Below are 22,597 nucleotides of genomic sequence, written 5' to 3' on the forward strand. Positions count from 1 at the left end.
ATTAATTTATTGTAATTTTAAAAACGCTGTAACCGCATCAGGAGCACATTTTTTTACAGATCCTAAGGCCAATTCTTTAAGATAAGCATTCGCTGCGGGAATTAAATTATCAGTGCCATCCTGCCCATAGACTGAAAACCAAATATTGTTGATTGCTGTTCCTTCCGCAAACTCCTTTAATTTTGCTTTCAATTTTTCCGAAGGCTCTATCCCACGTGAGGTAAATGTACCTGCAACAACATCCCTTTCTTCCCAAACGGCAATCGTGTCTTTTTTAGCCCAGGGGCCCAGGGTAGTAATCATTTCCTGAATCTCAAGAACACCAAGCTTATACCAGGTATGCTTTTTATTACTCATAGACCAGGTATACACGTCAAGTAAATCATTCAGTGCTTCACGGTATTGGGTAGTCAAGCCTGAGTTTGTGCGATTTCCTAAGAGATAACATCCATAACCACAGCTGGCCAAGGAAATAGTCCATAAAGGCAACGGCAGGGGTAATATTCCACCAGTCCAACTGGCAGCACTCACAGCCAGAGCCCCTATGATTTGATTATCATAATGAAATAATGCTGCTTGTGCTTGTTTAAACCGCAGCACGCGATTTTTGATAATTTCAATATGTGATGAATTGCGATAATCAAAAGCTGTTGAAGTGTCTAATTTAATGGAAGGGGGAATAGGGGCCGTTTTAAAAAAGCTGGTTGTATAGTTAACCATGCTACCAAACGCTTTTAACATGTTTCACTCCATTGATTTTTGAATAATCTTTTTAACGTATGGTAGAAAAAAATGCAAGATATAATGATTAATGACATGAGAAAAGAAAGGGCCAATCAGTGTGTCGCCAATTGACCCAGTGGAATGACACATAGCAAGTCCAACCTCGCAATCGAAATATCTCATAGATGTAGGAAGATTGTCAATATTTTAAGCGATTGATTAAATCGATTGTTGTTCTGCAACTCCTGCGCTAGACTCCACACATGAGAGATGATGATAGATAAGCTTATGTTCTACGGTGATAGCGTTCAAAATACTCGGCAACTTTTCTTTACAAGCTGGCAAAAATATCTCACCAAACAACCCCTGCTACCTTTGGAGCAGCAAATTGTCGATGTAATCATTGCACACCCTGAATATCATGCCTTGTTAGAATCCAACAATAAGGAACAAGCCTACTTTCCTGAGATGGGACAAACTAATCCTTTTTTGCATATGGGCCTGCACCTTGCCATTCGTGAGCAAGTTAGTACCAACAGGCCAGAAGGTATCACTAAAATTTACCAACAGTTGCTAAAAAAATATGCGGATGCCTTGGCAGTAGAACATTCGATGATGGATTATCTTGCCGAATGTTTATGGCGGGCCCAGCGAGATAATACTTTACCCAATGAAGCCGATTATCTACAGGCTTTAAAGCAGTTATTAAATTAATTCAGGGCTGGTACGATTAATTTTTTGAGCCCGCCACATAATAAACATGGGGAGAGCAACTGCGCAAATGCTGCTGAAATACATAAACAAGCCTCGCGCATAAGAAATATGCATATAAAAAGAGGCAATGAAAGGACCAATCATGGCTCCGACACTATAGGCAAGCAGTAAACTTTGCGTGCCAGCTACGATGTCGCAGTCATGCAGCTCATCACAGGCACAACTAATACTGATAGGGTATATTGTAAATGTAAACCCACCAAACAATGCCATGAGGATGACTATAAACCAGGTATTGTGATATCCCTTTATGAGTAAAATGGAAACAATGACCGTTGCCAGGGTAAGCAAAATTAAAACAATACCTCGTTCCATGAGATCCGATAGTTTGCCCACGGGATATTGCAATAGCATGCCACCAAAGATGATTACAAACATAAGTTTTGCAACTTCAGCCTTCTCATGAAAAATATGATTTAAATACGTGGGCATAAAACCAAACAGTCCACCCATAATTAGCCCTGAGAGTAAACAACCTACTAACCCAGAGGGTGATACCCGTAGTATTGTGGCAAAATTCAATGTCGAAGGCTTATCAAATTTAGGAGAGCTGACATAAGACATGGCGATAGGAATAATCGATAACGAGCACATCATAGAGGCGATGACATAGGGTATTAATGATTGCGTTTCGCCCACATTCAAAAAGAAATGGCCCAAACTTTGTGCACCGTAAAAGGAGATCATATACAGGGATAACACTTGGCCACGATTCACTTTAGTGCTTTTGCAAAGAAGCCAACTTTCAATGACAATAAATAGACCTGCTATAATAAATCCACCGATAAAGCGTAAAGCAAGCCATAAATTAACATTGTAAAAAATACCATGTATCAGACAAATGATTGCCAAGGTAGAAGCAAACACGGCATAAGCATTCCCATGACCTACGCGGGTAATAAAGCGTTCTGCTCGCAATGAACCTGCTACCAGGCCTGCATAATAAATTCCAGTAAGCGCACCAATTTCCACGGGAGAAGCATGATTTAAAGTCATGTTTAATGCGAGCAGGGTAGAAAAAAAACCGGCTCCCAATAAAAAGATAAACAGGCTCAACAAGGGCACGAAAGTTTCAAATAGGACAGTGATCATGACCGGTCTGCTTTAGTAGTACGAAGGGATTAGTAAAAGATTACAAGTTTATTGTGAAAAATAATAGTAGCCTTATAAAGGCTAGTGACAATCTCCTCATTAGTGTTGTCATTTTCGTTGGGTATACGGCCTCAGATAGGTTAATATAGGTCACCTGCGAATTTATATACCTATCAATGACCGATAACGAGAAATTGACTCATTTTGGCTTCGAATCTGTAGCTTGGAATGAAAAAGAGAAAAAAGTAGGTGCCGTCTTTAAATCGGTAGCTGAAAACTATGATCTCATGAACAATATTATGTCCATGGGAATCCATCATCTGTGGAAACGTTTTACGGTAGAACTTAGTCATGTGCGTCCAGGACAGAGCGTGCTTGATCTCGCAGGAGGGAGTGGCGATTTGACGCGGTTGCTCAGCAGAAAAGTTGGCCCTCAAGGGACAGTAATTCTGGCAGATATTAATGCAGCCATGTTGGCAGTAGGCCGCGATCGTCTTCTTGATGAAGGCTTATATCAAAACCTTGAATTTGTGCAGGCAAATGCACAGACATTGCCGTTTAAGGATAATAGCTTTCATTGCATCACCATTGGCTTTGGATTGCGCAATGTAACTGATAAAGAAGAAGCATTGTGTTCAATGTACCGGGTATGTAAACCCGGTGGAAAGGTCATGGTGTTGGAGTTTTCAAGCCCCACTTTGCCTGGTTTGAAACCAATTTATGATTGGTACTCTTTCAATGTGCTTCCTAAACTAGGTGAATTTTTTGCACAAGATGGAGACAGTTATCGCTACCTTGCCGAATCCATACGCATGCATCCTTCACAAGAAGGCTTAAAATCAATGATCGAGAAAGTAGGATTTGAAGATTGCCATTATTATAATTTAAGTGGCGGAATTGTTGCCTTGCATATTGCTTACAAATATTGAGGTGTTATGATTAAAAAATATTCATTAAAAGCGCTGCAAAAAGCGATTAATCATGCGCTTGCCCTGGATGAGTCAATACCGGATAAAATTATCGCATTGCATGGAAAAGTGCTTGAAATTATTGTTGCACCACTTGGCGCGAATTTCTTTATTTTGTTTGAGCAGGAACAATTGAAGTTGCTAGCCCATTATGACGGAAAGCCGGATACCATTATTCATAGTAGCCCTCTTGGCTTAATTCGCTTAAGTTTTCTGCCGGCTTCCAAAGCACGTTCCTTGTTTAATGATAAAATTAGACTCTCAGGCGATGTAGAGCTGGGGCAGGCTGTTAAAAACCTGTTTGATGAATTGGATATTGATTGGGAAGGTCATTTGGCTCATTTTACCGGTGATGTGGTTGCTCACCAGGTTGGTTCCCTGTTTCGCCAAGGCTTTGCTTTTAAAAAGCAACTCCAGGAATCCTTCCATCACAATATGGCGAATTATCTGCACGAAGAATTGCGTCTTTTCCCTTCTCGTGAAGAGATAGAGGATTTTTACAAGGATATTGATCAATTGGCGCTAGACGTGGAACGCTTGCAGGCTCATGTTAACCAATTCAAGGGAAAACATGAAATCGATTAAACAATTAATCCGGCTTCTCCATATTAACACCATCCTGGCTAAGAATGGACTGGATCAGGTTATTGTCTCTATTCGTCTTTTTTCACCCTTTCGTTTTATTGTTTACTTAAATCCCTGGAATTGGTTTCGCCGAGAAAAATTAACACGCGGCGAAGCGTTGCGAAAAACGTTAGAAGAACTGGGGCCTATTTTTATTAAGTTTGGGCAGGCTCTTTCTACACGCCCTGATATTTTACCTCCGGATATCGCACTGGAATTGTGCAAGTTACAAGATGATGTGCCGCCTTTCGCCAGTGAAAAAGCACTAGCTATTTTTGAATTGGCTTTTGGTCGCTCTGCATTTGATGTGTTTGCGGAATTTGACCCTGTCCCTCTTGCTTCGGCTTCGATGGCCCAAGTTCATGCTGCCAAATTAAAAACAGGCGAGGATGTCGTTGTAAAAATTTTACGCCCCAATATGCGCAAAATTATTGAGAAAGATTTAAGTATCATGCATACCATTGCTAATCTGGCTGATAGATATTGGTCAGAAAGCAAGCGCTTGAAACCTAAAGAAATTGTCCAGGAATTCGAGCACAATTTGCTGGATGAGCTTGATTTGCAACGGGAAGCTGCCAATGCAGCACAATTACGCAGAAATTTTAATAAATCTCCCTTACTTTATATTCCTGAAATTTTCTGGGACTACACTCGTGAAAATATCCTGGTTATGGAGCGCATTCATGGGATACCTGTAGCCGATGTCCCTTCATTAAAAGAACATGGGGTAGATATTAAAAAATTGGCAGAACGTGGCGTTGAGATTTTTTTCACTCAAGTTTTTAGAGACTGCTTTTTTCACGCGGATATGCATCCTGGTAATATATTTGTTTCACCATTGCGTCCTTATGATCCGCAATATATCTGTATTGATTTTGGTATTATTGGCACCTTAAGTGACAATGACAAACGTTATCTAGCCGAAAATTTATATGCCTTTTTTAATCGCGATTATCGCCGAGTTGCCGCTTTACATGTCGAGTCGGGATGGGTTGCACGTGATACGCGTGTCGAAGAATTTGAAAGTGCCATTCGTACGGTGTGTGAGCCTATTTTTGAGAAACCGTTAAAGGAAATTTCCTTTGCACAGGTTGTCTTGCGACTTTTCCAGGTTGCGCGACGCTTTCAAATGGAAGTACAACCGCAATTGGTTTTATTACAGAAAACACTGTTGGCTATCGAAGGGCTCGGCCGGCAACTTTATCCTGAGCTGGATTTATGGACAACAGCCAAACCGTTTCTGGAAAAGTGGCTTAAAGAGCAAATGGGCCCACGTGCCTTTATCAGACAATTGCGTGAAAATCTTCCTTTTCTATCAGAGCAACTGCCACATATGCCCCGTCTTTTAAATGATGTCTTGCAGCTAACCCGGGAAGAAAAAATACGCCATTTAATTCGTGATAATGAACGAATAATTACGCCTACACCGTCACCTTGGTATAAGGGCTTTGGCATTGGTATTTTTGCAGCCTTGGTTACCGTAGGTATACTTGATGTCTTGAATCAAGATAAACTGGCAGCGATGGCATTATCAGCTGCCATTGTAGGTGGGGTTTTAACTGTCCTTAACCGAACAACCAGGAGTTAATATGGGCTTAAGTGGCGTCAGTCCTCTATCATTACTACTAGTATTACTCATTGTTATCGCTTTATTTGGCACTAATAAATTAAAAAATATAGGCGCTGATTTAGGTGCAGCCATTAAAAATTTTCGTCGTGCCATGAATGAAGAAAGCGATAAAAAAGACGATAAAAATGAGTAGCGGCGAGCTCTTATTAATTTTGCTTGTTGCCATTGTAGTTTTTGGCCCCAATAAATTGCCTATGCTGGCGGAACATTTGGGTAAATTGTTCCAACACTTGAATCAATTCAAACAACAGGCAAAAGCTTTTTGGCAAGCACAACTAAATGAGCAGCAATTGCTCGAAAACACGCGCAAAGCAGAAAAAGTTGATGCACTTTATAAAGCCGGTACAAAGAACTCGGAAAATCAGGCGGAAAGCTCCAAGGCAAAAATTAACAGGAGTTGACAGTGAACAGGGATAAAGATGAAACTCACCCTAAAAAACTATAAAGAAAGTCACTTGGGAAAATTAAGATTTAATACAGATGCTAGCCCAGACCAAGTAGGTCCAGGCAAAGGATCACAACCTGGACACCAACATCAGGGTCAACAACCTGGTCATTCTGGTAAAAGTATTAATAAATTTTAATAACAAGCAAGCGGCTTTCTTAGTGTTGTTTGCCTCTCTCGTTTTTTAAGCCCAATAGCCAATCGGCACTTACTTCCAATTCATTGGCAATTGTTTCAATCGCCAGAGAATCTAATACCATTCCGTTTAACACGGCTTCTGTTTTAAACTTAGGTAGCTTAAATAGTTTGGAACATACTTCAATGCGTTCCATCATTAAACCGGGAACGCCAAGCGCATCTAATTCATTATTTAAACGCTCAGACAATTTCTTATTTGACATGGCAATCTCCTCTTACTTTTTTTATCAGTGTAAAACACTTAAGCTTAAGAATTGATTAACACCAATAGATTTTTTAGTGGGTAATTTTCCCCATTTCGCCATTAGTCACTATGCATTAAAATTGCTCTGCCGTGACTCATAACAATCGCAGTGTGAATACCCAGAACAATCATAAAAGTCATACTTCATGATGTATTGAACGGAACATAGATAAAATTTTCACTGTTGGAGTAGGTCAATGAAAATTAGCCATTTATTAAATTTAACCAATGAACAACTTGCTAAAGTAACTATTCTGGAAATTACCGAAGATAAATTAAATAAAACACATATTGAATCGTTAATCTCTTTATTACCAAAATTGCCTTCTTTAGAAATCATTGCCTGCAGAGGCAATTTGAGGGGTAAATTATTTACTAAGTTAGTTGCTGAATTACCTAAATGCCCTTCCCTCTCTTATTTACTATTTCCCAATAATAAACTGACTAATGCAGAACTCAAAGGTTTCATTGACGTACTACCAAAGTTTAATCATCTAGTAGCTGTTGAGTTAACCAATAATAAATTTAAGCAATTATCAGCAACCGATCTTGAGAGATTGTTAACAAATATCCAGTGCTGTGGGAGCTTAATTACCTTTGATGTAGCGAAGAGTAAATTTGGTGATGAAAAAAATTGTGCTCGAATTAATGAGGCCTTAGCGGCAAACAGAGAGGAAGCAGAAAAGTTAATCGATGCAGTACGCCAAGGCAATATAAAAAAAGTAGGTCACCTAATAAATAAAGGCGCCAATATTAATTGTCGTATCGTACCCTCTAAATCCAAAGATGGTGTTTTGCTATCTCCTTTACATGCAGCAATCAATGCCGCTGATTTCACCATGGTAAATTTTTTGGTAAAAAATGGTGCCAAACTGTTACCTGATGGGTGCGGTAGTAATATTTTGACCCAGGCACAAAAAACAAAAGAGTATTGGAGCAAAACGCCAGGGAAACAAACTTATTGTGCACGTCTTGGAGAAATAATCACCTATTTATCAAAATTTGATGAGAAAAAAGAAGAAAAAAAGGGTGAGCTGTTGAATAATCGTCCTCTTCAATCCTCTGCAAGTGAGGCTGGTTTTTTTGGTCTTCAAAAACGTCACCAAATTAAGCAACACGCGCAGACAGAAAAGGAACAACTACCTATGTCACAGTCATCATCTGCACTACAATTCTAAATCTCTCACGAACAAGGCTCAGTCTTGTGCGTGAGACCTGTGCGTAGATAGCACTGTTTTTTTCGAGGTTAGGCAATGGTAAATTTTTAATCTGACCTTTTAGCCAAATCTTGGTTCAGGTCGATGACAATAAGGCATTTTGCTATGTTTGCCGTAGTAGTTTTGATGATAACCTTCGGCAGGCCAAAATATTTGTACTGGTAATAAACGCGTGACTACCTCATACCCGCGACCTTTCAAGATTTGTATTAAAGCTAGCGCTTCTTGTAGTTGTTCTTCATTATAATAAAAAACTGCACTTTTATACTGATGCCCCATGTCAGGACCTTGTCCCGAACGTTGAGTAGGATCGTGAATTTCGAAAAACCGCTTAAGCACAGTGTGGTAATCTGTTTTTTCTACATCATAGACAACTCTTACCACCTCATAGTGTCCAGTATCTCCATGGCAAACTTGATCATAAGTAGGCTCCATTACGACTCCTCCTGAATAGCCTACCTCCACTTTGAGCACGCCAGGAAGCTGGCGCAAAAAATAATCCACTCCCCAGAAACATCCTCCAGCAACGATGGCTTCTTCAGTATCTAAAACGCCATCATCAGAGACATAATCAATCGAAGCTGAATTAACGCAATGACGTAGATTGGCCTGGGTAAAATTCTCGCCTATAAAAACGTGGCCTAAATGCGCATGACAACGACCACAAAGAATCTCCGTTCGTTGCCCATCACTGTCGGGCACTTGTAATACTGCTTGCACAATATCATTATCAAAGCTTGGCCAACCACAACCTGAATGAAATTGATTTTTTGCACGAAAGAGCGCCAAACCACAACGTCGGCAAAGATAACTACCCTTTTTCGCAACTGTATTATATTCACCCGTAAAAGGATATTCCGTCGCCTTGTCGCAAATAATTCGTTTTGCAGCTGGAGTTAAGCTGGCTGTTTTATCGAGATAGTTCTCCATAATAATCTCCTGTAAGCTTGCTGCAAGGTAGCTCTGAGTTATGACTATGCAATTTTAACTTAGTCGAACAGTACTTGAAAAACTTGGCATCTTAAAGACACCAAGTTTTGTTGCTGATTTATCTTATGCGATTACAAATTTTATCGGCCATATAACCAATTGCACCCGCATAATAAATAGAATTATTGTAGCGCAAAATCATTTTATAATTTGGATAAGCTAAAAATACCGGACCTCCATAAGGTTGAACAATACTTGCCTGTAGTTCCGGATAAGGCAAGGGCTCTCCTTTTTCAGTACGAACACCTAAAGCTGTCCATTCACTGACTGGTTTGGTAATGGACTTGCCTTCTAGTTTCATATCAAATTTTGGTGGTAATTTCACATGAATAGCCCAGGGTTGTCCAGTTTGCCAACCATTTTTTTTCATATAATTAGCAATTGAAGCAAATACATCAGGTTTGGAACTCCAGATGTCTTTACGGCCATCCCCATCATAATCCACTGCAAACTCCATCCAACTTGAAGGAAGGAATTGAGGTTGTCCGGAAGCCCCAGCCCACTCACCTTTAAAAAGATCCAGCGTTACATGACCATCATTTAATATGCGTAAAGCTAAAAACAGTTGCTTGCGAAAAAAATCACGTCGATTAGAATCGTAAGCAAGAGTTGCCAATGATTTAATAACAGGGAAATTTCCCATGTAAGAGCCGTAACTACTTTCCATTCCCCAAAAAGAGACTATAAAACAAGGATCTACACCAAATTGCCGGCCAATTTCTTCCAATATTTCTTTATTTCTAGCATAGTGCTTTCGTCCCATAGCAATTCTGTAATTATCTGCCCGAGAATGAAGGTATTTATTAAATGTTAGCCGATGCTCCGGTTGGGAACGTGCCAACCCTTTAACCTGCCGGCTTGGCTCACGAATACCTGCGAATGCTTCATCAAAAACGCTCGCAGAAATACCTTGCTCCAACGCCTCTTGCCTCACCTCTGCAAGCCAGCTATTCCAGCTTTGTTGATTTGCCATAGTCCACTGATATGACAATAGCAGCATGGCGCTAATAATTAGCTTTAGAGCCTGTTTTTTCATGACCACCCCTTTTGTTTAATTTCAAAAGATACAACTATTCATTTATCGAACGACGACAAAACTTGGCCTAATTTCTGATGCTCATTTTTACAAGCAGAAAACATGCCTTTCATAATAGCGTGAAAATTTAGCAAAGACTAATGGCCAACAATTTTTTGAGTGTAATTTAAAAAATTAGAGCAAAGAAAATACGCTTAATACTCGATTAAGGTTTTTTGGTTAAAATGCAGCCTTTCTAATAATAGAGCTTATTATGATCATTCTCTATATTCCTTTTTCGCAAACTCAAACAGGAAATCTTGCGGATGCAGCAAGAATTTGGGTAGCCAATCATTCCTTATATTCCACTGAGGAAATTCAGGTGATCCATCATGGAGAACCCCTTAACGACAATTTACTTGAAAAAGATATTACCGTTTTTGTTTTGGCACATGGGAGTGAGACAGATCCTACCATAGTAACAAATTTCACGGATCCCGCAACAGCAACCATCATCAGTACAGAAACGTTAGCTGAGCGTTTTAATTATGATTTTTTATTTATTGCCACCAGACTGGAAGCCATTCATCTTTATTGCTGTGGTCAGGAGAAAAAGAATGCTTTACTGGCTAAAAAATTTGAAGACTCGCTCTTACTGCTAGATAACGGTGAAATTAAATATTACGGTGGAGTAATCTTTACACCAGACGAAAAAGGTAATCACTGGTTAATTAGTGACTCTGGTATTCGGCAACCGGCTATTGCCAACACACATCGTTTTTTTAGAATGGCTCCTTCCGATTCTGCCAGCATTGGTAAAGACATAAAATCTCTAACTTTAGAAAAATACCTACAAGATTGTAAAATCCAAAGAAGAGGATCTGCCAAGCAACATGGCAATAGTATTAGAAAAGACAGGGTCACTCTAAATAGACATTTAGAAAGGGCTTTACAGAATCCAAGTGAAAACATTGACGCCATGGACTTAAACGTCACCTCAAGAAGTTGATAATATTAATACTTGGGAAGCTTCTTAAAGTATTTTGTACTATTTTATAAGTATGGTTAATTAGGGACATAGCCATGTCTAAAATTAAAAGGAAAGCCCCTATAGGAGAAGCAGCGATATTGTCGCAGATAGGGCCTGTTTTTAGAAATAATTTGCACTGCGACATCTGTGATACTCCTATTACCTCAGAGGAGTTGGACCAGTTTTTTGACTTATTAGACAGGTTTCATCAAGCTATCATTGCTAAATTTACGGCTGGAATATCTCCGGCTGCTCTGGCAACGGCCTATTTTTCATGGCTTTCCCAGTTGGCTTTATGTCCAGGACGAGCACTTGAACTTGCGCTTTACCCTGCTTTTCATGCGCAAGATTGTACCACTAAAATTATTTGTCATCTAAGACCCGGTGATGGCAGGGATGTTCGTTTTCATACAGACAGTTGGCAATCATGGCCATGGGAAATTTATGCGGAAAATTTTCTGCAATTTGAAGATTGGTGGCGACGAGCAACCACTGATATTCCCGGTGTTCCCTCTCATGTTGAACGCACGGTGTCTTTTTGCGCCCGTCAAATTATTGATGCATTATCGCCATCAAATTTTGTGCTTACTAATCCCGATCTGTTTCAGGAAACCATCAGCACATTGGGACTTAATTTATTTCATGGCACTAAACTCGCCATTCAAGACAGACTTGAACGGATATTTGATATACCCCCTGAAGGAGTGGAAAATTTTATACCGGGAAAACATGTCGCTATCACACCTGGCAAAGTCGTATTTCGCAATCACCTGATTGAGCTCATACAATATGAGGCAACAACAAAAACGGTGTATAAAGAGCCTGTATTAATTTTACCCGCCTGGATAATGAAATATTATATCCTTGATTTATCTCCGCATAATTCCTTGGTTAAATGGCTGGTATCACAGGGACATACGGTCTTTATTGTTTCCTGGCGCAATCCACGAAGTAAAGATCGCCACTTGGGATTAGATGATTATCATCGATTGGGTGCGATGGCTGCCATTGATGCTGTCTCTAAACGCAGGCCAAAAGCAAAGATTAATTTAATGGGTTACTGCCTTGGTGGCACACTGGCAATGATTTCAGCGGCATATATGGCAATAGAGGGTGACAAGCGTTTAAACACGCTTTCTCTTTTAGCAGCACAAGGAGATTTTAGCGAAGCTGGAGAGCTCATGTTATTTATTACGGAAAGTGAAGTAAGCTTTCTTAAAAATATGATGTGGGAAAAGGGTTATCTAGACACTAAACAAATGGCAGGCTCTTTTCAAATGCTCCGCTCCTATGACCTTATCTGGTCGAAAATGGTGCATGATTACATGAGCGGTAAACAACGAGGTATGATTGATTTACTGGCGTGGAATGCCGATGCCACGCGTATGCCTTACAAAATGCACAGTGAATACCTGGAAAAGCTTTTTCTTAAAAATGATTTTGCTGCTGGACGCTTTGCCATTGAAGGAAAACATATTGTAGCTGAAAATATTCATTTGCCCACTTTTGCGGTGAGTACTGAAAAAGATCACGTCGCACCTTGGCGTTCCGTTTATAAAATTCATCTCATGATGAATAACGATATCACCTTCGTTTTAACCTCAGGTGGCCATAATGCAGGCATTGTAAGCGAGCCGGGGCATAAAGGACGCTCCTACCGTATCCGAGAACGTAAGAAAGACTCTACGTTTATTGATGCGGATCACTGGGTTGACATCGCGGAAAAAAGAAAAGGTTCATGGTGGTTAGCCTGGCATGAATGGCTGACCACACATTCTTCGGAAAAGCGTGTGAACCCACCAAAACTTGACGCTTCCTTACCATCAGCGCCGGGAACTTATGTCTTACAGAAATAGCGTCATTGCTTTTGCGGAATAAAGAGCCATTAACTTAAGAATTATTAAATCTAGGATATACTCTATAGATCACGGCTTTAACCTGTGACAAGCTTTCACTTTCTTCTCTGTCTTCACTTTCAGGAGATACTTGCGTCAAGATACGATTAACCGTTTTGTCTCGCTCTTTTTCTACTACTTCCCTAATCAGATTATCTAAACTTTCAAAAAATAGCGCCTGATTTTTTTTCTTATAGAACTCTTGATAAGCTGATGTGCGAATACCAGCAATAAATAGACGCTCTAGCGTGTCGACAAGAAGCGCATAATTATATCCCTTGACATCAATGACTCTATCAAACTTTTCTTCTCTTATCCTATCCACAATCGTTTTCAGCAAGCTATTCTTAAGCTTGGAATATTCTCCTTCATCCATCCTGATATTGTTAAAGAAGCTGTAATATTGCTTATTGGTTTTATAGTTTGGGTTAGTTTTACTGTAGAGGTTTTTTTGAAATATTGTGCGATAAAACGCTAAAAATTGTTTTTTTTCTAGAGGCTCTCTTCCATGGCCACCGCGAATATAATTGTATCCTCCTGTATTGGCTGGGAAAGGTAATTTTTTTCCATTGGGATAAATGGTTTTATGCAGCTTAGACATTTCGGCTCTACTAAGTGAAATCTGTAAATGCTTTATCACAGCTGCCTCTTGGCGAAGATAAAGTAATGAATAATTCTCTTCTTGTTTTATCAAAATAAATGCCTGTGTATTTCCTGAGGTTGCTAAAATAGCAGCAGATTTCTCCTCATCCGGTACCGAGATCATGAGTAGCAAAGCACAGGGAGAAAATAGCGCCAGCTCTCTTTCGACTAACCGTTGGTTTATCTTCTTCTCTTCTTCTAATAACTCTACCTTCACTGAATTACAGGTAAGAAGAGTAATACGATTGATATTGGGATACTCCTTTAGAAGTTCGATAATCTCTAGATAATGGAGACCGCCTATCCTTCTTTCTGTTTCGAACATAGGATCATGACCTAATAAAACCAAATTAATCGTTTTATTATTACGCAGCCTATCAAGACAGGCTCGAACATAAGGGGCATCGACATGAACAGTTTTATTAGCGCGTTTGTTCGCGTTGGCGTACACTAAATAGGAATCATGGATCTCTGCATCAATATAAAATGCCTCTGGTTTTGTGACAACAACATGTTCCCAAGTAGTGATAGTCTGCAAAATGGTTTGCTCATACCCTCTATACGCAGAGAGTAGAGAAAAAGACTGAAAATCATTGGCTAAGATTTTGTCTGGCCCAATTTTTTCTATAACCGTTTTGCGTAATCGAGGTGGTAAATTACCAAGAGCCATACTGTAATGGCGCACTAGTTCAGTACAGACTTCAAGTCGTAATTCCTCAGGAATATATTCAAGTAACCCTATCTTTTTTTTCAAAGCAGTAAAACAAATCTCTTTGTTAAGAATTTTTTGCGGCATCCTCGAGAGTAAGTCCGGATCCTGTTCAATAGCAATGATACATAGCCTCTGCATGTCAAACGGCTCAGGAAACGGCAACTCTTTAGACAACCACGCTTTTTTTAAAGCTTCCAAAATCACTGGGTCTTCTCTGCGTTGTTCTGGAAGATAAAAAAAAGCACGCCAATTTTTTTCTATACCGGTGAGATAAACAGTGTGAAAAGCGTCATCGTCAGGCACCATATCCATACTTTGCCAATGCTTTCTCACACCACTCAAACAAATAGCGGGTGTTCGTAAACAAGGAGGAACAAACTCCAGATCGTCTATTGTATTTGCTACCACCTCTATGAGTTTGGGCGTGACATATTGGGGGGCAATGTCCTGGATGTAATCAGAAGATTGCTCTAAACAAGCAATGATTATGTCATCATTTAATAAATCTTCAGGAACTTGATAAATAATTGACCATTTAAGCTGTACCGCCAAAAGACATAGTTGCTGTTTCTGCATTACACTCAAAGACTCTAGACTAATAAACGCCTTTAGAACTTTGGGATTTCCACGAATTGCTGTTGCAGCAGAATCATACTCTATTGTTAAATGTTCTTTAGGCGTACTCATGACAATCTTAAGGGAACAGCGCTTAATATTAACTATAGAACAGGAAGCTTACTGCTTTCTTTAGTCATGCAGAAATGGCGTCGCAGGTTATTATTGAAAGGCGGCCCGAGGGAATTGCCACGGCACTGATAGCTTGTTACTGCAATTGAAAAAATAGCCAGAAATGGCTTCTGGCTACTTAGAGATTAATCAAGGTTAATGGTATAGGAATAAGAATTAAAGCCGTCGTAAGTGATACCTTTGTAGCTCATACCACTGCATGATGCAGTCACAGAGGGATGCATCATATAAGGACCGTCTTTAATATCCAATACACACCAGTTAAATGCATCGTAGGCAACAGTGACGTGGGCATAACCCTCTCTGCACTGATGAGTATCTCTGATTTCAAAACTTCTAGGGCCGATGACTTGCAGATAGATATCTGGAGTATTATTAGCACTGACAATAAAAATACCTGGATGCGTCTTGTCATCCAGATGAAAATAATCCCGATAACCGCAGAGCGTTTCCCTTGCATGAGCACTCATTATGAATAAGCTTGCTAACAAAAATAAAACTATTTTTTTCATGGGTTTATTCTTTCCTTAAGTGAGAAGAAATTGGATTATAGGGAAATGAAGTTGATGAAACAACTGGCAATTGAACAATACTAATGAAATTTGTTCAGATGGCACAGGTTTTGGTACTAAAATGATAGAATTACTCTATTAAAATTTTAAAAAACTTCTAAAAAAACCTTCCTTTTTAGGTTTTTCTATTCCAAGCGATTGTAATCCTTGAAGAATAGCATCATAAGGTCCTTTTTTCTTAAGTGTGGATTTTTTTAATTGCTGATTCACTCTCTCTATTTCTTCTATAGAGCCTGACAGATCTATAACCTGCTTATCGTCATGCATCTCAATTTCACGGCTTTTTTCTGCAGCACTTGCGCTCGAAAACTTATGCAGTAATTCCTGTTTTTCTTCAATAGTCTTAAAAAACTGCATATTTTTTGTCAGAATGATAGTATCGCCGTTAATGCAAGCAATGGCATTATAACCCTCTGGAAAATTAATGCGCAGAATATTGCTCTTTTTTAGCTCCACTGCTAAACCGCCTGCAATAATGGGCGCCTTAGCCATGCTTCTTGCTACCTTAGGATTTTGCATCACTGCGATAAAATCGGCACCGCCACCTTCTTCAATACTCTTTAAAAATTTACCTATTCCACCCTCTCTATCAACGCCAGACCCATCCGCATGATTAAGCACAAATTGCTTATCATTTTTTCGCTGACCCACTATTGGATTGCATGGACCAAAGCTCATTGAAAAAACATTCTTGCCAGTACGAGTACCTGTTATTTCCACCTCATTGGCCCGATCACCATTTAAACGAAGGTAACGAATGACTGTCGCTAATGTATTTTTATTATTGTCAGCAGGATTTACTTTACCACTCTCGGTAGGGTGTAATTCTTTCATCTTTTCCAGACTGTAGCCACACGATAATTCCACAGGATAAGGGGAAATTAATTTCCCTTTTTCGATAAAATAAGCTTTTCTATCACGTTGCGTGCCAACGAGCACAATGGCATTTTGTTCGCTGTTTTCAATATTTTCTAGTTTGGCAGATAAATTTTCATCATTATCCAACAAATATAAAACATAATCAGGGGTAATCAGCTCTTGTTGTACTAATAGTGTGGGTACATACAGTATTGGCTTGTGGCTATCCGTTAGCAATAACTTACCTTCGCTATCACAACAATCGATGTGTTCAGTTGTTGTCGAAGAGAGAACGACTAGAGGAGGTAGTTGATCAGGTTTCACGATATTTCTCTATTCGAACAGATTGCTTAATAAAGTATATACTAGAACAATATATTAACAAATATTTGCAAGTATGATTAACAACAATAACTAACTCGGGCAATTTTTCTCTGAACTATAATAAAATTACCAGCAATTCATTGGATGAGCGCTATGAATAAATGTAAATTAAGTCCAGTTGCTCTCGGGCTGAGTTTAGGCATTATTTGGGGCATTTCTGTACTTATTCTGGGATTAATTGCGACTTACCATGCTTATGGAAAACCATTTGTTGCCGCGTTAGGCACATTATATATTGGCTATGAGCCCACTATCTTAGGTAGCTTTCTAGGTGGCCTGATTGCATTCATTGACTCCTTTATCTGTGGTTTGCTCATCGCCTGGCTTTATAATCTCTTTGCCTGCTGCGGTTGTCGCAACAAAGAAAGAATAGACTAGAACCTGGTCTTGCAGAGATTAAAAATGTCGAAGTCCTGTGAATGAAGCGCTTTGCGTTTCACTTTCAATAAAGTTGAAGGCTGTCTTGAATTCTTCAGTTTTAAGATAATTTTTTGTTTTCTCATAACTGCGGGTTGCCAACTCCATGTAAGCTTCTGGAGCACAGGCATTGGCATTGTTGGCTATTTGGGTCCAGGACCAAATGGTATACCACCAGCCAATCACCGGCTTGTATAAATATAACCAAGAAAGAACGGTTTCATTACACTGTCCGAAATAGCTCTCGACAAACAGCTCAGTATGTTGAGGCGATAAATCTGCATCCCAAAAGAGATAAGCAATATCACAGGCACGATCATTGTTAGCAGAAAGTTCGAAGTCGAGTAATTTTACCCACTTTTCCTGTGTCTCTGGATTTTCAGACACTAAGAAATTGGAGGCAGTGACATCATTATGACAAGGAGAGAGAGGAATAGTATAGTTATTGGTGAGCGTTTGAATTTGCTCCATCACGGTTTCGACTGATTCAACATCCATCGGCAGCAACTTAGCGTGTTTATTTTTTAATACCGCCATTAATTCCTTATTGCGCCTAAATAGATTCACTTCATTCGGGAATGGCGTTGAATTGTGCAAACTTTTTAATACGGCAGCCACTGCTTTTAATATTAATGGATTTGTTTTTAATTCTTCTTCAAGCGTGCGATTATTATTAAGATAGCGGGTTAACTGTAAACCATCATGAGGATCAAAAAAATCTATTGCCACATTAATGTGCAAGTTTGCTGCTTGTCTAGCATTGTTCGCCTCTATTTTTCTATCGACAAAAACAGTTGAACCCTCACCAGGAACCCGCAATACCCAACGATTTTTTTTACGCAATCGTATTTTAAAAGTACAATTAGTCATGCCTCCTGATAAGGGATAAATTCCTAATTGCCCAAGATCATAAGGCTCCAGAAGCGGGATACGTTTAATAGAAGGCATGAGTGCCATGTGACTTTTTGTTTTCTTAATCAATTCCTTCCAGGTTTGGCTAACTAACATCAATCGATCCAGATTATTTGGTTCAATGAAACTTAAGATGTGAATGCAAATTCGTTCAGGAAGCTTAAGGGTTTTAAAAGACTCAGTCGATGTTGTTCCAAAAAAGTTTATCTTCATCCCTCTCTCCTTTAACTTATAGTATTTCGATAGCATCCTGCTACTTTCTAGGGATGGCTACAAAACTAATGTGAAACGGTTATTCCCTTTATCGTGTTATTTTGCAAGAGTAACTTTAAAATAAAGCCGTACAAAGGTAAAAAAGAAACCATACTTATTAATAATTTAAAAACTAAATCGACCGTAGCAATCTCCACCCAGTGTGTGCTTAGAAAACTATTTGTGCTGTGGAAAAAAGCGACATAAAAGAAGCAATAAGTATCAAAAAAATTACCAAAAATGTTAGCGATGCTTGGTGCCACCCACCATTTTGGTTGCACTCTGAATTTTTGAAAAACTGCTATATCTAGTAATTGACCCAGCACATAAGCTAGAAAACTTGCAAAAGCAATGCGTAGAACCATCGGATTATAGGACAACAAAGGATTTTGTGCATCAATATTCGCGATCAAATAGGAACAAACAAGCCCAGGTACCATTGCATAATAAACAATTTTTCTGGCCATCTTTTGCCCCAATAGCCGAGTCGTTAAATCAGTCAAAATAAAAATCAAAGGATAGCTAAATGCTCCCCAGGTTGTCTTAAATCCCACCAGGGCGAAAGGATATTGAACCAGTGTATTGGATAAAGCAATGATGGCAATGTGAGCTAACGTTAAATAAGTTCTTTTTCCTGAAATTAACACAAAGACACCTGAATTTATCACTTAACTTATCAGCAGAGATGACATTTCAAATATACCATCAAATGCCTCAAATAGCTCCTGAACATAGCAAAAAGCCATGAATGCCATCTCGCGCAGGAGTAGGAAAGAAGATGGCTTTATTTCATCATACTGCTCTTCCAACTGTAGCTCTTCTATCTGCTGGGCAATATATTGTTGTAACGCCTCTACCATGGGCAAACGACGACTAACTTCCTGACGCTCATCTTTCCAGACTTCAATGGCTATCATTAATTCCTCAAGACCTTTACGTCTGTCCAGGACAATGCTGTTAGAAAACCATTTAATAGCACTATCTAGTTCTTTGGTTGCAGCAGAGCGTCTTGAAAGCCATCCCAGATTACTCATATTTTTCCACCAACGATACAAGTGCTGATCGGAGATTTCAATTCCTCCATAGGGATTTTTGGTCTTTGATGGTAGAGTGACTCTTATATCGTTACCAAGCTGGCTTTCAAGCCAAGTAGTAAGAACTTCCACTTGTATCGCACGCTGACTTTCCTGTTGCTTTATAGCGTGCATATGCTTCCAATTACAGGCTTGCAGATAAAGTTTATGCAAAGCTTTGCGTCGATATTCAGTGCGTTCAGCCTGATAATCTTCAATCAGCTTGGATAATTTGGCTATACTCGCGTCCAATTGTTTAGTTTGATGGGAGTATAAAAAGCCAACGGTATTTTTATCGCGAACTTTTTGCCACCATGCTTGCAAATCCGGTTTTGTCTTCAAAAGAACATATAATGCTGCAAAATCGCGGTCAGGAGCTTTAGCTTTAAAAAAACACATGGTAGGCAATTGTTGTAAATGTCGATCAAATATAACACAATTACCGGTGTGATTACAATTTTTAACTGTTGTGTTACAAAAATAAGACCCAAAAGCGAAGGTAATTTAAGAATAAGCCAATTACTGGAAGCAGAACGCGCAGGAAATTAGTATAGTTACTTTTACCTTCTGAGAAGTCTAGTAGCCAAAGAAAATGAAAATTCAAATCTGAGAGAAATACAGAAGGATTGCCCTGCATGGGGTCCTCATCTTATGATTAATAATTCAATAATGTAATAGAGGGACTCTATGCCTGAGATTATTACCAAATATCCCCAAACCGTCATAAAGGTACTAAAAGGAGCAAACATCCCATGTGGTAGCGGTAATAAACAAGTCATTTTACGCGGCTGCCCACAAGACCGTTTTTGCTCACTTCCAACTGGTGAACTTTGTATCTATGGCATGAATGATATTTCCAAAATGAAACAAATTCATCGAATTGACCTTTTTAAGAGTATTGATGTCATCATTCCCTTAATTGGATTATTAATTATGGCCTTTGCCTTAGGTGTGCTTGCTGGAGTAAACGTGGGTCACGCTAAGAAAACCTCCTCTAAAAGCACCTCTTAGTTGCTAGTTGTGCAGTCTCAGGAAGTGGCAAACTTTTATTCTTGGCCATCTCTAAAAATTCGGTAACGCTTGCAGGCAGAGCCCAGAAGTGGATGGGATTACGCTTCATGTGGCAAATAGCCAAAACATCCTGCATAAATTCAGGCAGTTCTTTATCTTTTGTTTCTTCTTGAAGCAATTGATCCTGTACCTGATAAAACCTTGTTATTTTCTGAGAACCTAAACCTGAGGTTCTTCGATTGGCACCCTTTTCAATGTTACTGATGAGCGTCGCAATAATAAAATATAATTCTATTTTTTGCCTGATCTTGTTTTCGTCAGGTAGTGCTTGCAAAATAACTTTTATTTGTTCTGGATCATCTTTCACCAGAGATAAAAGAGTCTGCCCCCGTTGATTTCTTTCTCTAATGGCTTGCAAACGTTTTGACTCAGGAATAGCCTCTAAAAGTCTGGGTAAAACTTGTTCATCAACAGCTGCCTGATGAAGAGCAGTATTACCATACAGATCTTTTTGCATAATCACCTTGAAAGCATGCTCTTTGGATAAGTAATTTATAAGAATTAGCATTGACTGAGTGTAAGGCCATGCAGCTTGTAATAAAGGAGTTCCCCTGTAATCTACTTCTGTACACAGCTTAATATAATCATTAGCAGGCAGCTCCTGTATTACAACTTCTAGCGAGTCAGGGAATTCAAGTAGGGATTTTAAAATATTTTCTTCTTTGATTTTAAATTGGGTGAGAACTACCAAGCGTTGATTAGCTTCAATGCTTTTTAATAGTTGTCGCAGCATATTTTGGTAGGTTAAATACACTCCAACATTAAATACGTTTTCCAACCCCAGCCTTTTCCTGTTTATAAAAAGAGCGTTCTCTAAGGCCCTATGTTGTTCGTCATCGAGTAGATTCTGTAGTGCAATGGCTAATTCCAGTGGGGGAAAATTGGAAAACTGTACTTCTTGCAACAGCGTTACATAGAGAGTGGGGGAGCAGGTTAATAACATCGTTATCCAATCGCCCACAGTATCAATTTCTATACCCCCCAAAATTTGACTCAGATAATAATCGGGTAAGCTTCCATTTGATTCATCATTTCGCATCGTCATCAAACTGGTGTTAGTGGATTGTTTCTCTAAAGCTTTTCTTTCTTCAGATGAGAGATAGGGGTAACTATCTAATATTTCCGTATTAGCAGGATTTTTTAAGATATCCTCCAAATACTCTGAGGTTAATTCCACACATTCTCCCGCATATAAATCATCCACGATATCCGCCAGTGTTTTCCCATAGGGTGTTGCTGCGGCAAGCAAGGTGGATTTAAAAATGGCAGGAAGTGCTTCCATATAACCCAAAAAATCTTTATAAAATGCCTGATTAGCTGCTGCTGTTGCATAGGTTGCTCCCGTAATCATTTCGCCGCCCGAAACAAAATTCTTCACCAAGGTAGAAATAGCTTCTCTTGGCGTTTTTCCTGCTCTGTCCAGCAACTGCAGTTGTTGGTGCAAAGTAGTTAAGGCATTATTGTGGCGATAAAGATCAGTAACCATCTCTGGGTAGCTTTTTTTTAGGGTTTGATAAAACATCTGATGCAGGGAAAAACTTAAATTGGCTATTTGCCTCACATCGAAAAGACATGACTTATAAACCACAAAATGGGTTAATTCACTAACATTACCGATTGTTGTTAGCTCAGGAAGCGGATGCTGGCATAACCGCATCCTTATATCTTGCATTTTTGGCTTCTTTACGGCGTTTTCAAAATAAAATTCAAGCTCAATAAATGTCGTGATTTCTGGTTGAAGAATGGAAAGCATCTTTCCAAGGGTTTGACTCTCTCCAAAGAGTACTTGCGTGATATTCCAGTAGAGTTGATTGCAAAATCCGCCAGGATCTGCAACTAAACTTAAACTCGATCCTGCATTACGAGCCGCTCGCTTACCAGATTGCGCTTTAAAATTGGTGGAAAAATTTTGCCTGTCTTTTGTCAAAAAGTCGCTTAGTATTTCCACTTCCTGGGCGAGTTCCATGGCAATAACATAGTCTTTAATAGTCGAAGGCTCAAGCACCATGGTAAAATTTTTTTGAATGAGAGTTTTTGCTTTAGCAAGTAAATCTGTAACCTGATCAGTCATATTTCTTTTAATACAAAAAAAGGATGTTAAATAAGAAACCA

24 protein-coding genes are annotated in these 22,597 nt (G+C 39.2%); 12 read left to right on the forward strand and 12 right to left on the reverse strand.

Features of this window, described 5'->3' with window-relative positions:
- Window positions 1–6 precede the first annotated feature (6 nt).
- Entirely contained in the window at window positions 7–741 is a 735-nt protein-coding gene (locus clem_RS14190) for a hypothetical protein (protein WP_094092144.1), read from the reverse strand.
- 270 nt (window positions 742–1,011) lie between these two features.
- Between clem_RS14190 and clem_RS14195 the strand changes: the two genes are divergently transcribed.
- Window positions 1,012–1,437, forward strand: a complete 426-nt coding sequence (locus clem_RS14195) for a DUF1841 family protein (RefSeq protein WP_094092375.1) — start codon at window positions 1,012–1,014, stop codon at window positions 1,435–1,437.
- On the opposite strand, the gene clem_RS14200 is transcribed toward clem_RS14195, so the two are convergent.
- On the reverse strand, window positions 1,429–2,589 hold the full coding sequence (locus clem_RS14200) for an MFS transporter (RefSeq protein WP_094092145.1): 1,161 nt from the start codon (window positions 2,587–2,589) through the stop codon (window positions 1,429–1,431). The genes clem_RS14195 and clem_RS14200 overlap by 9 nt on opposite strands.
- Window positions 2,590–2,765: 176 nt before the next feature.
- On the opposite strand from clem_RS14200, the gene ubiE reads away from it, so the two are divergent.
- From ubiE to clem_RS15240, 6 genes are read left to right on the forward strand one after another with little or no spacing between them, the layout of a single operon-like run.
- On the forward strand, window positions 2,766–3,518 hold the full coding sequence (ubiE, locus tag clem_RS14205; RefSeq protein WP_094092146.1) for a bifunctional demethylmenaquinone methyltransferase/2-methoxy-6-polyprenyl-1,4-benzoquinol methylase UbiE: 753 nt from the start codon (window positions 2,766–2,768) through the stop codon (window positions 3,516–3,518).
- A 6-nt stretch (window positions 3,519–3,524) separates the two neighbouring features.
- A complete protein-coding gene (locus clem_RS14210) occupies window positions 3,525–4,142 on the forward strand; it encodes a ubiquinone biosynthesis accessory factor UbiJ (protein ID WP_094092147.1) in 618 nt (205 codons plus the stop codon).
- A complete protein-coding gene (gene ubiB / locus clem_RS14215) occupies window positions 4,129–5,769 on the forward strand; it encodes a ubiquinone biosynthesis regulatory protein kinase UbiB (protein WP_094092148.1) in 1,641 nt (546 codons plus the stop codon). Before clem_RS14210 ends, ubiB begins: the two co-directional genes overlap by 14 nt.
- Window position 5,770: 1 nt before the next feature.
- Complete coding sequence (gene tatA, locus clem_RS14220; RefSeq protein WP_094092149.1) at window positions 5,771–5,944, forward strand: twin-arginine translocase TatA/TatE family subunit; 174 nt, start codon at window positions 5,771–5,773, stop codon at window positions 5,942–5,944.
- Window positions 5,937–6,212, forward strand: coding sequence for a twin-arginine translocase TatA/TatE family subunit (locus clem_RS14225; RefSeq protein WP_094092150.1), 276 nt, complete (start codon window positions 5,937–5,939; stop codon window positions 6,210–6,212). Before tatA ends, clem_RS14225 begins: the two co-directional genes overlap by 8 nt.
- An 18-nt stretch (window positions 6,213–6,230) precedes the next feature.
- Window positions 6,231–6,395 carry a hypothetical protein gene (locus clem_RS15240; RefSeq protein WP_232505504.1) on the forward strand — a complete coding sequence of 55 codons (165 nt, stop codon included), beginning with the start codon at window positions 6,231–6,233 and terminating at the stop codon, window positions 6,393–6,395.
- A 19-nt stretch (window positions 6,396–6,414) separates the two neighbouring features.
- Here clem_RS15240 and clem_RS14230 read toward each other — a convergent pair whose 3' ends face one another.
- Window positions 6,415–6,657, reverse strand: coding sequence for a hypothetical protein (locus clem_RS14230; protein ID WP_094092151.1), 243 nt, complete (start codon window positions 6,655–6,657; stop codon window positions 6,415–6,417).
- Window positions 6,658–6,895: 238 nt separating this feature from the next.
- On the opposite strand from clem_RS14230, the gene clem_RS14235 reads away from it, so the two are divergent.
- Window positions 6,896–7,876 carry an ankyrin repeat domain-containing protein gene (locus clem_RS14235; protein WP_094092152.1) on the forward strand — a complete coding sequence of 327 codons (981 nt, stop codon included), beginning with the start codon at window positions 6,896–6,898 and terminating at the stop codon, window positions 7,874–7,876.
- A 99-nt stretch (window positions 7,877–7,975) separates the two neighbouring features.
- Here the strand turns inward: clem_RS14235 and clem_RS14240 are convergent, their stop codons facing one another.
- Window positions 7,976–8,845: a bifunctional methionine sulfoxide reductase B/A protein gene (locus tag clem_RS14240; RefSeq protein ID WP_094092153.1), complete on the reverse strand. Its 870-nt coding sequence runs from the start codon at window positions 8,843–8,845 to the stop codon at window positions 7,976–7,978.
- Window positions 8,846–8,963: 118 nt separating this feature from the next.
- Window positions 8,964–9,941 (reverse strand): lytic murein transglycosylase, encoded by a 978-nt coding sequence (locus clem_RS14245; RefSeq protein WP_094092154.1) that lies wholly within the window; start codon window positions 9,939–9,941, stop codon window positions 8,964–8,966.
- 253 nt (window positions 9,942–10,194) lie between these two features.
- Between clem_RS14245 and clem_RS14250 the strand changes: the two genes are divergently transcribed.
- Window positions 10,195–10,929 (forward strand): hypothetical protein, encoded by a 735-nt coding sequence (locus tag clem_RS14250; RefSeq protein ID WP_094092155.1) that lies wholly within the window; start codon window positions 10,195–10,197, stop codon window positions 10,927–10,929.
- A 74-nt stretch (window positions 10,930–11,003) separates the two neighbouring features.
- A complete protein-coding gene (locus clem_RS14255; protein ID WP_094092156.1) occupies window positions 11,004–12,806 on the forward strand; it encodes a PHA/PHB synthase family protein in 1,803 nt (600 codons plus the stop codon).
- A 34-nt stretch (window positions 12,807–12,840) separates the two neighbouring features.
- Here the strand turns inward: clem_RS14255 and clem_RS14260 are convergent, their stop codons facing one another.
- The 3 genes from clem_RS14260 to clem_RS14270 form a co-directional block, all read right to left on the reverse strand.
- Window positions 12,841–14,886, reverse strand: coding sequence for a DUF4116 domain-containing protein (locus tag clem_RS14260; protein ID WP_094092157.1), 2,046 nt, complete (start codon window positions 14,884–14,886; stop codon window positions 12,841–12,843).
- Window positions 14,887–15,071: 185 nt separating this feature from the next.
- Window positions 15,072–15,458, reverse strand: a complete 387-nt coding sequence (locus clem_RS14265; RefSeq protein WP_094092158.1) for a hypothetical protein — start codon at window positions 15,456–15,458, stop codon at window positions 15,072–15,074.
- A 138-nt stretch (window positions 15,459–15,596) separates the two neighbouring features.
- Window positions 15,597–16,700 (reverse strand): hypothetical protein, encoded by a 1,104-nt coding sequence (locus tag clem_RS14270; RefSeq protein ID WP_094092159.1) that lies wholly within the window; start codon window positions 16,698–16,700, stop codon window positions 15,597–15,599.
- 153 nt (window positions 16,701–16,853) lie between these two features.
- Between clem_RS14270 and clem_RS14275 the strand changes: the two genes are divergently transcribed.
- Window positions 16,854–17,138 (forward strand): bacteriophage holin, encoded by a 285-nt coding sequence (locus clem_RS14275; protein WP_094092160.1) that lies wholly within the window; start codon window positions 16,854–16,856, stop codon window positions 17,136–17,138.
- A gap of 18 nt (window positions 17,139–17,156) precedes the next feature.
- Here the strand turns inward: clem_RS14275 and clem_RS14280 are convergent, their stop codons facing one another.
- The 3 genes from clem_RS14280 to clem_RS14290 form a co-directional block, all read right to left on the reverse strand.
- On the reverse strand, window positions 17,157–18,302 hold the full coding sequence (locus clem_RS14280; RefSeq protein ID WP_198333138.1) for a phosphotransferase: 1,146 nt from the start codon (window positions 18,300–18,302) through the stop codon (window positions 17,157–17,159).
- Between the two features lie 65 nt (window positions 18,303–18,367).
- Window positions 18,368–18,988, reverse strand: a complete 621-nt coding sequence (locus clem_RS14285) for a 7-cyano-7-deazaguanine/7-aminomethyl-7-deazaguanine transporter (RefSeq protein WP_198333139.1) — start codon at window positions 18,986–18,988, stop codon at window positions 18,368–18,370.
- Window positions 18,989–19,009: 21 nt separating this feature from the next.
- Window positions 19,010–19,813, reverse strand: coding sequence for a hypothetical protein (locus tag clem_RS14290; protein ID WP_094092162.1), 804 nt, complete (start codon window positions 19,811–19,813; stop codon window positions 19,010–19,012).
- A 288-nt stretch (window positions 19,814–20,101) separates the two neighbouring features.
- Between clem_RS14290 and clem_RS14295 the strand changes: the two genes are divergently transcribed.
- Window positions 20,102–20,425, forward strand: coding sequence for a hypothetical protein (locus tag clem_RS14295; protein ID WP_094092163.1), 324 nt, complete (start codon window positions 20,102–20,104; stop codon window positions 20,423–20,425).
- On the opposite strand, the gene clem_RS14300 is transcribed toward clem_RS14295, so the two are convergent.
- The gene (locus clem_RS14300) at window positions 20,409–22,556 is read right to left on the reverse strand and encodes a hypothetical protein (protein ID WP_094092164.1); all 2,148 of its coding nucleotides are present in this window, start codon (window positions 22,554–22,556) and stop codon (window positions 20,409–20,411) included. The genes clem_RS14295 and clem_RS14300 overlap by 17 nt on opposite strands.
- Window positions 22,557–22,597: the final 41 nt, after the last annotated feature.

This window comes from Legionella clemsonensis (assembly GCF_002240035.1).
GTDB lineage: Bacteria > Pseudomonadota > Gammaproteobacteria > Legionellales > Legionellaceae > Tatlockia > Tatlockia clemsonensis.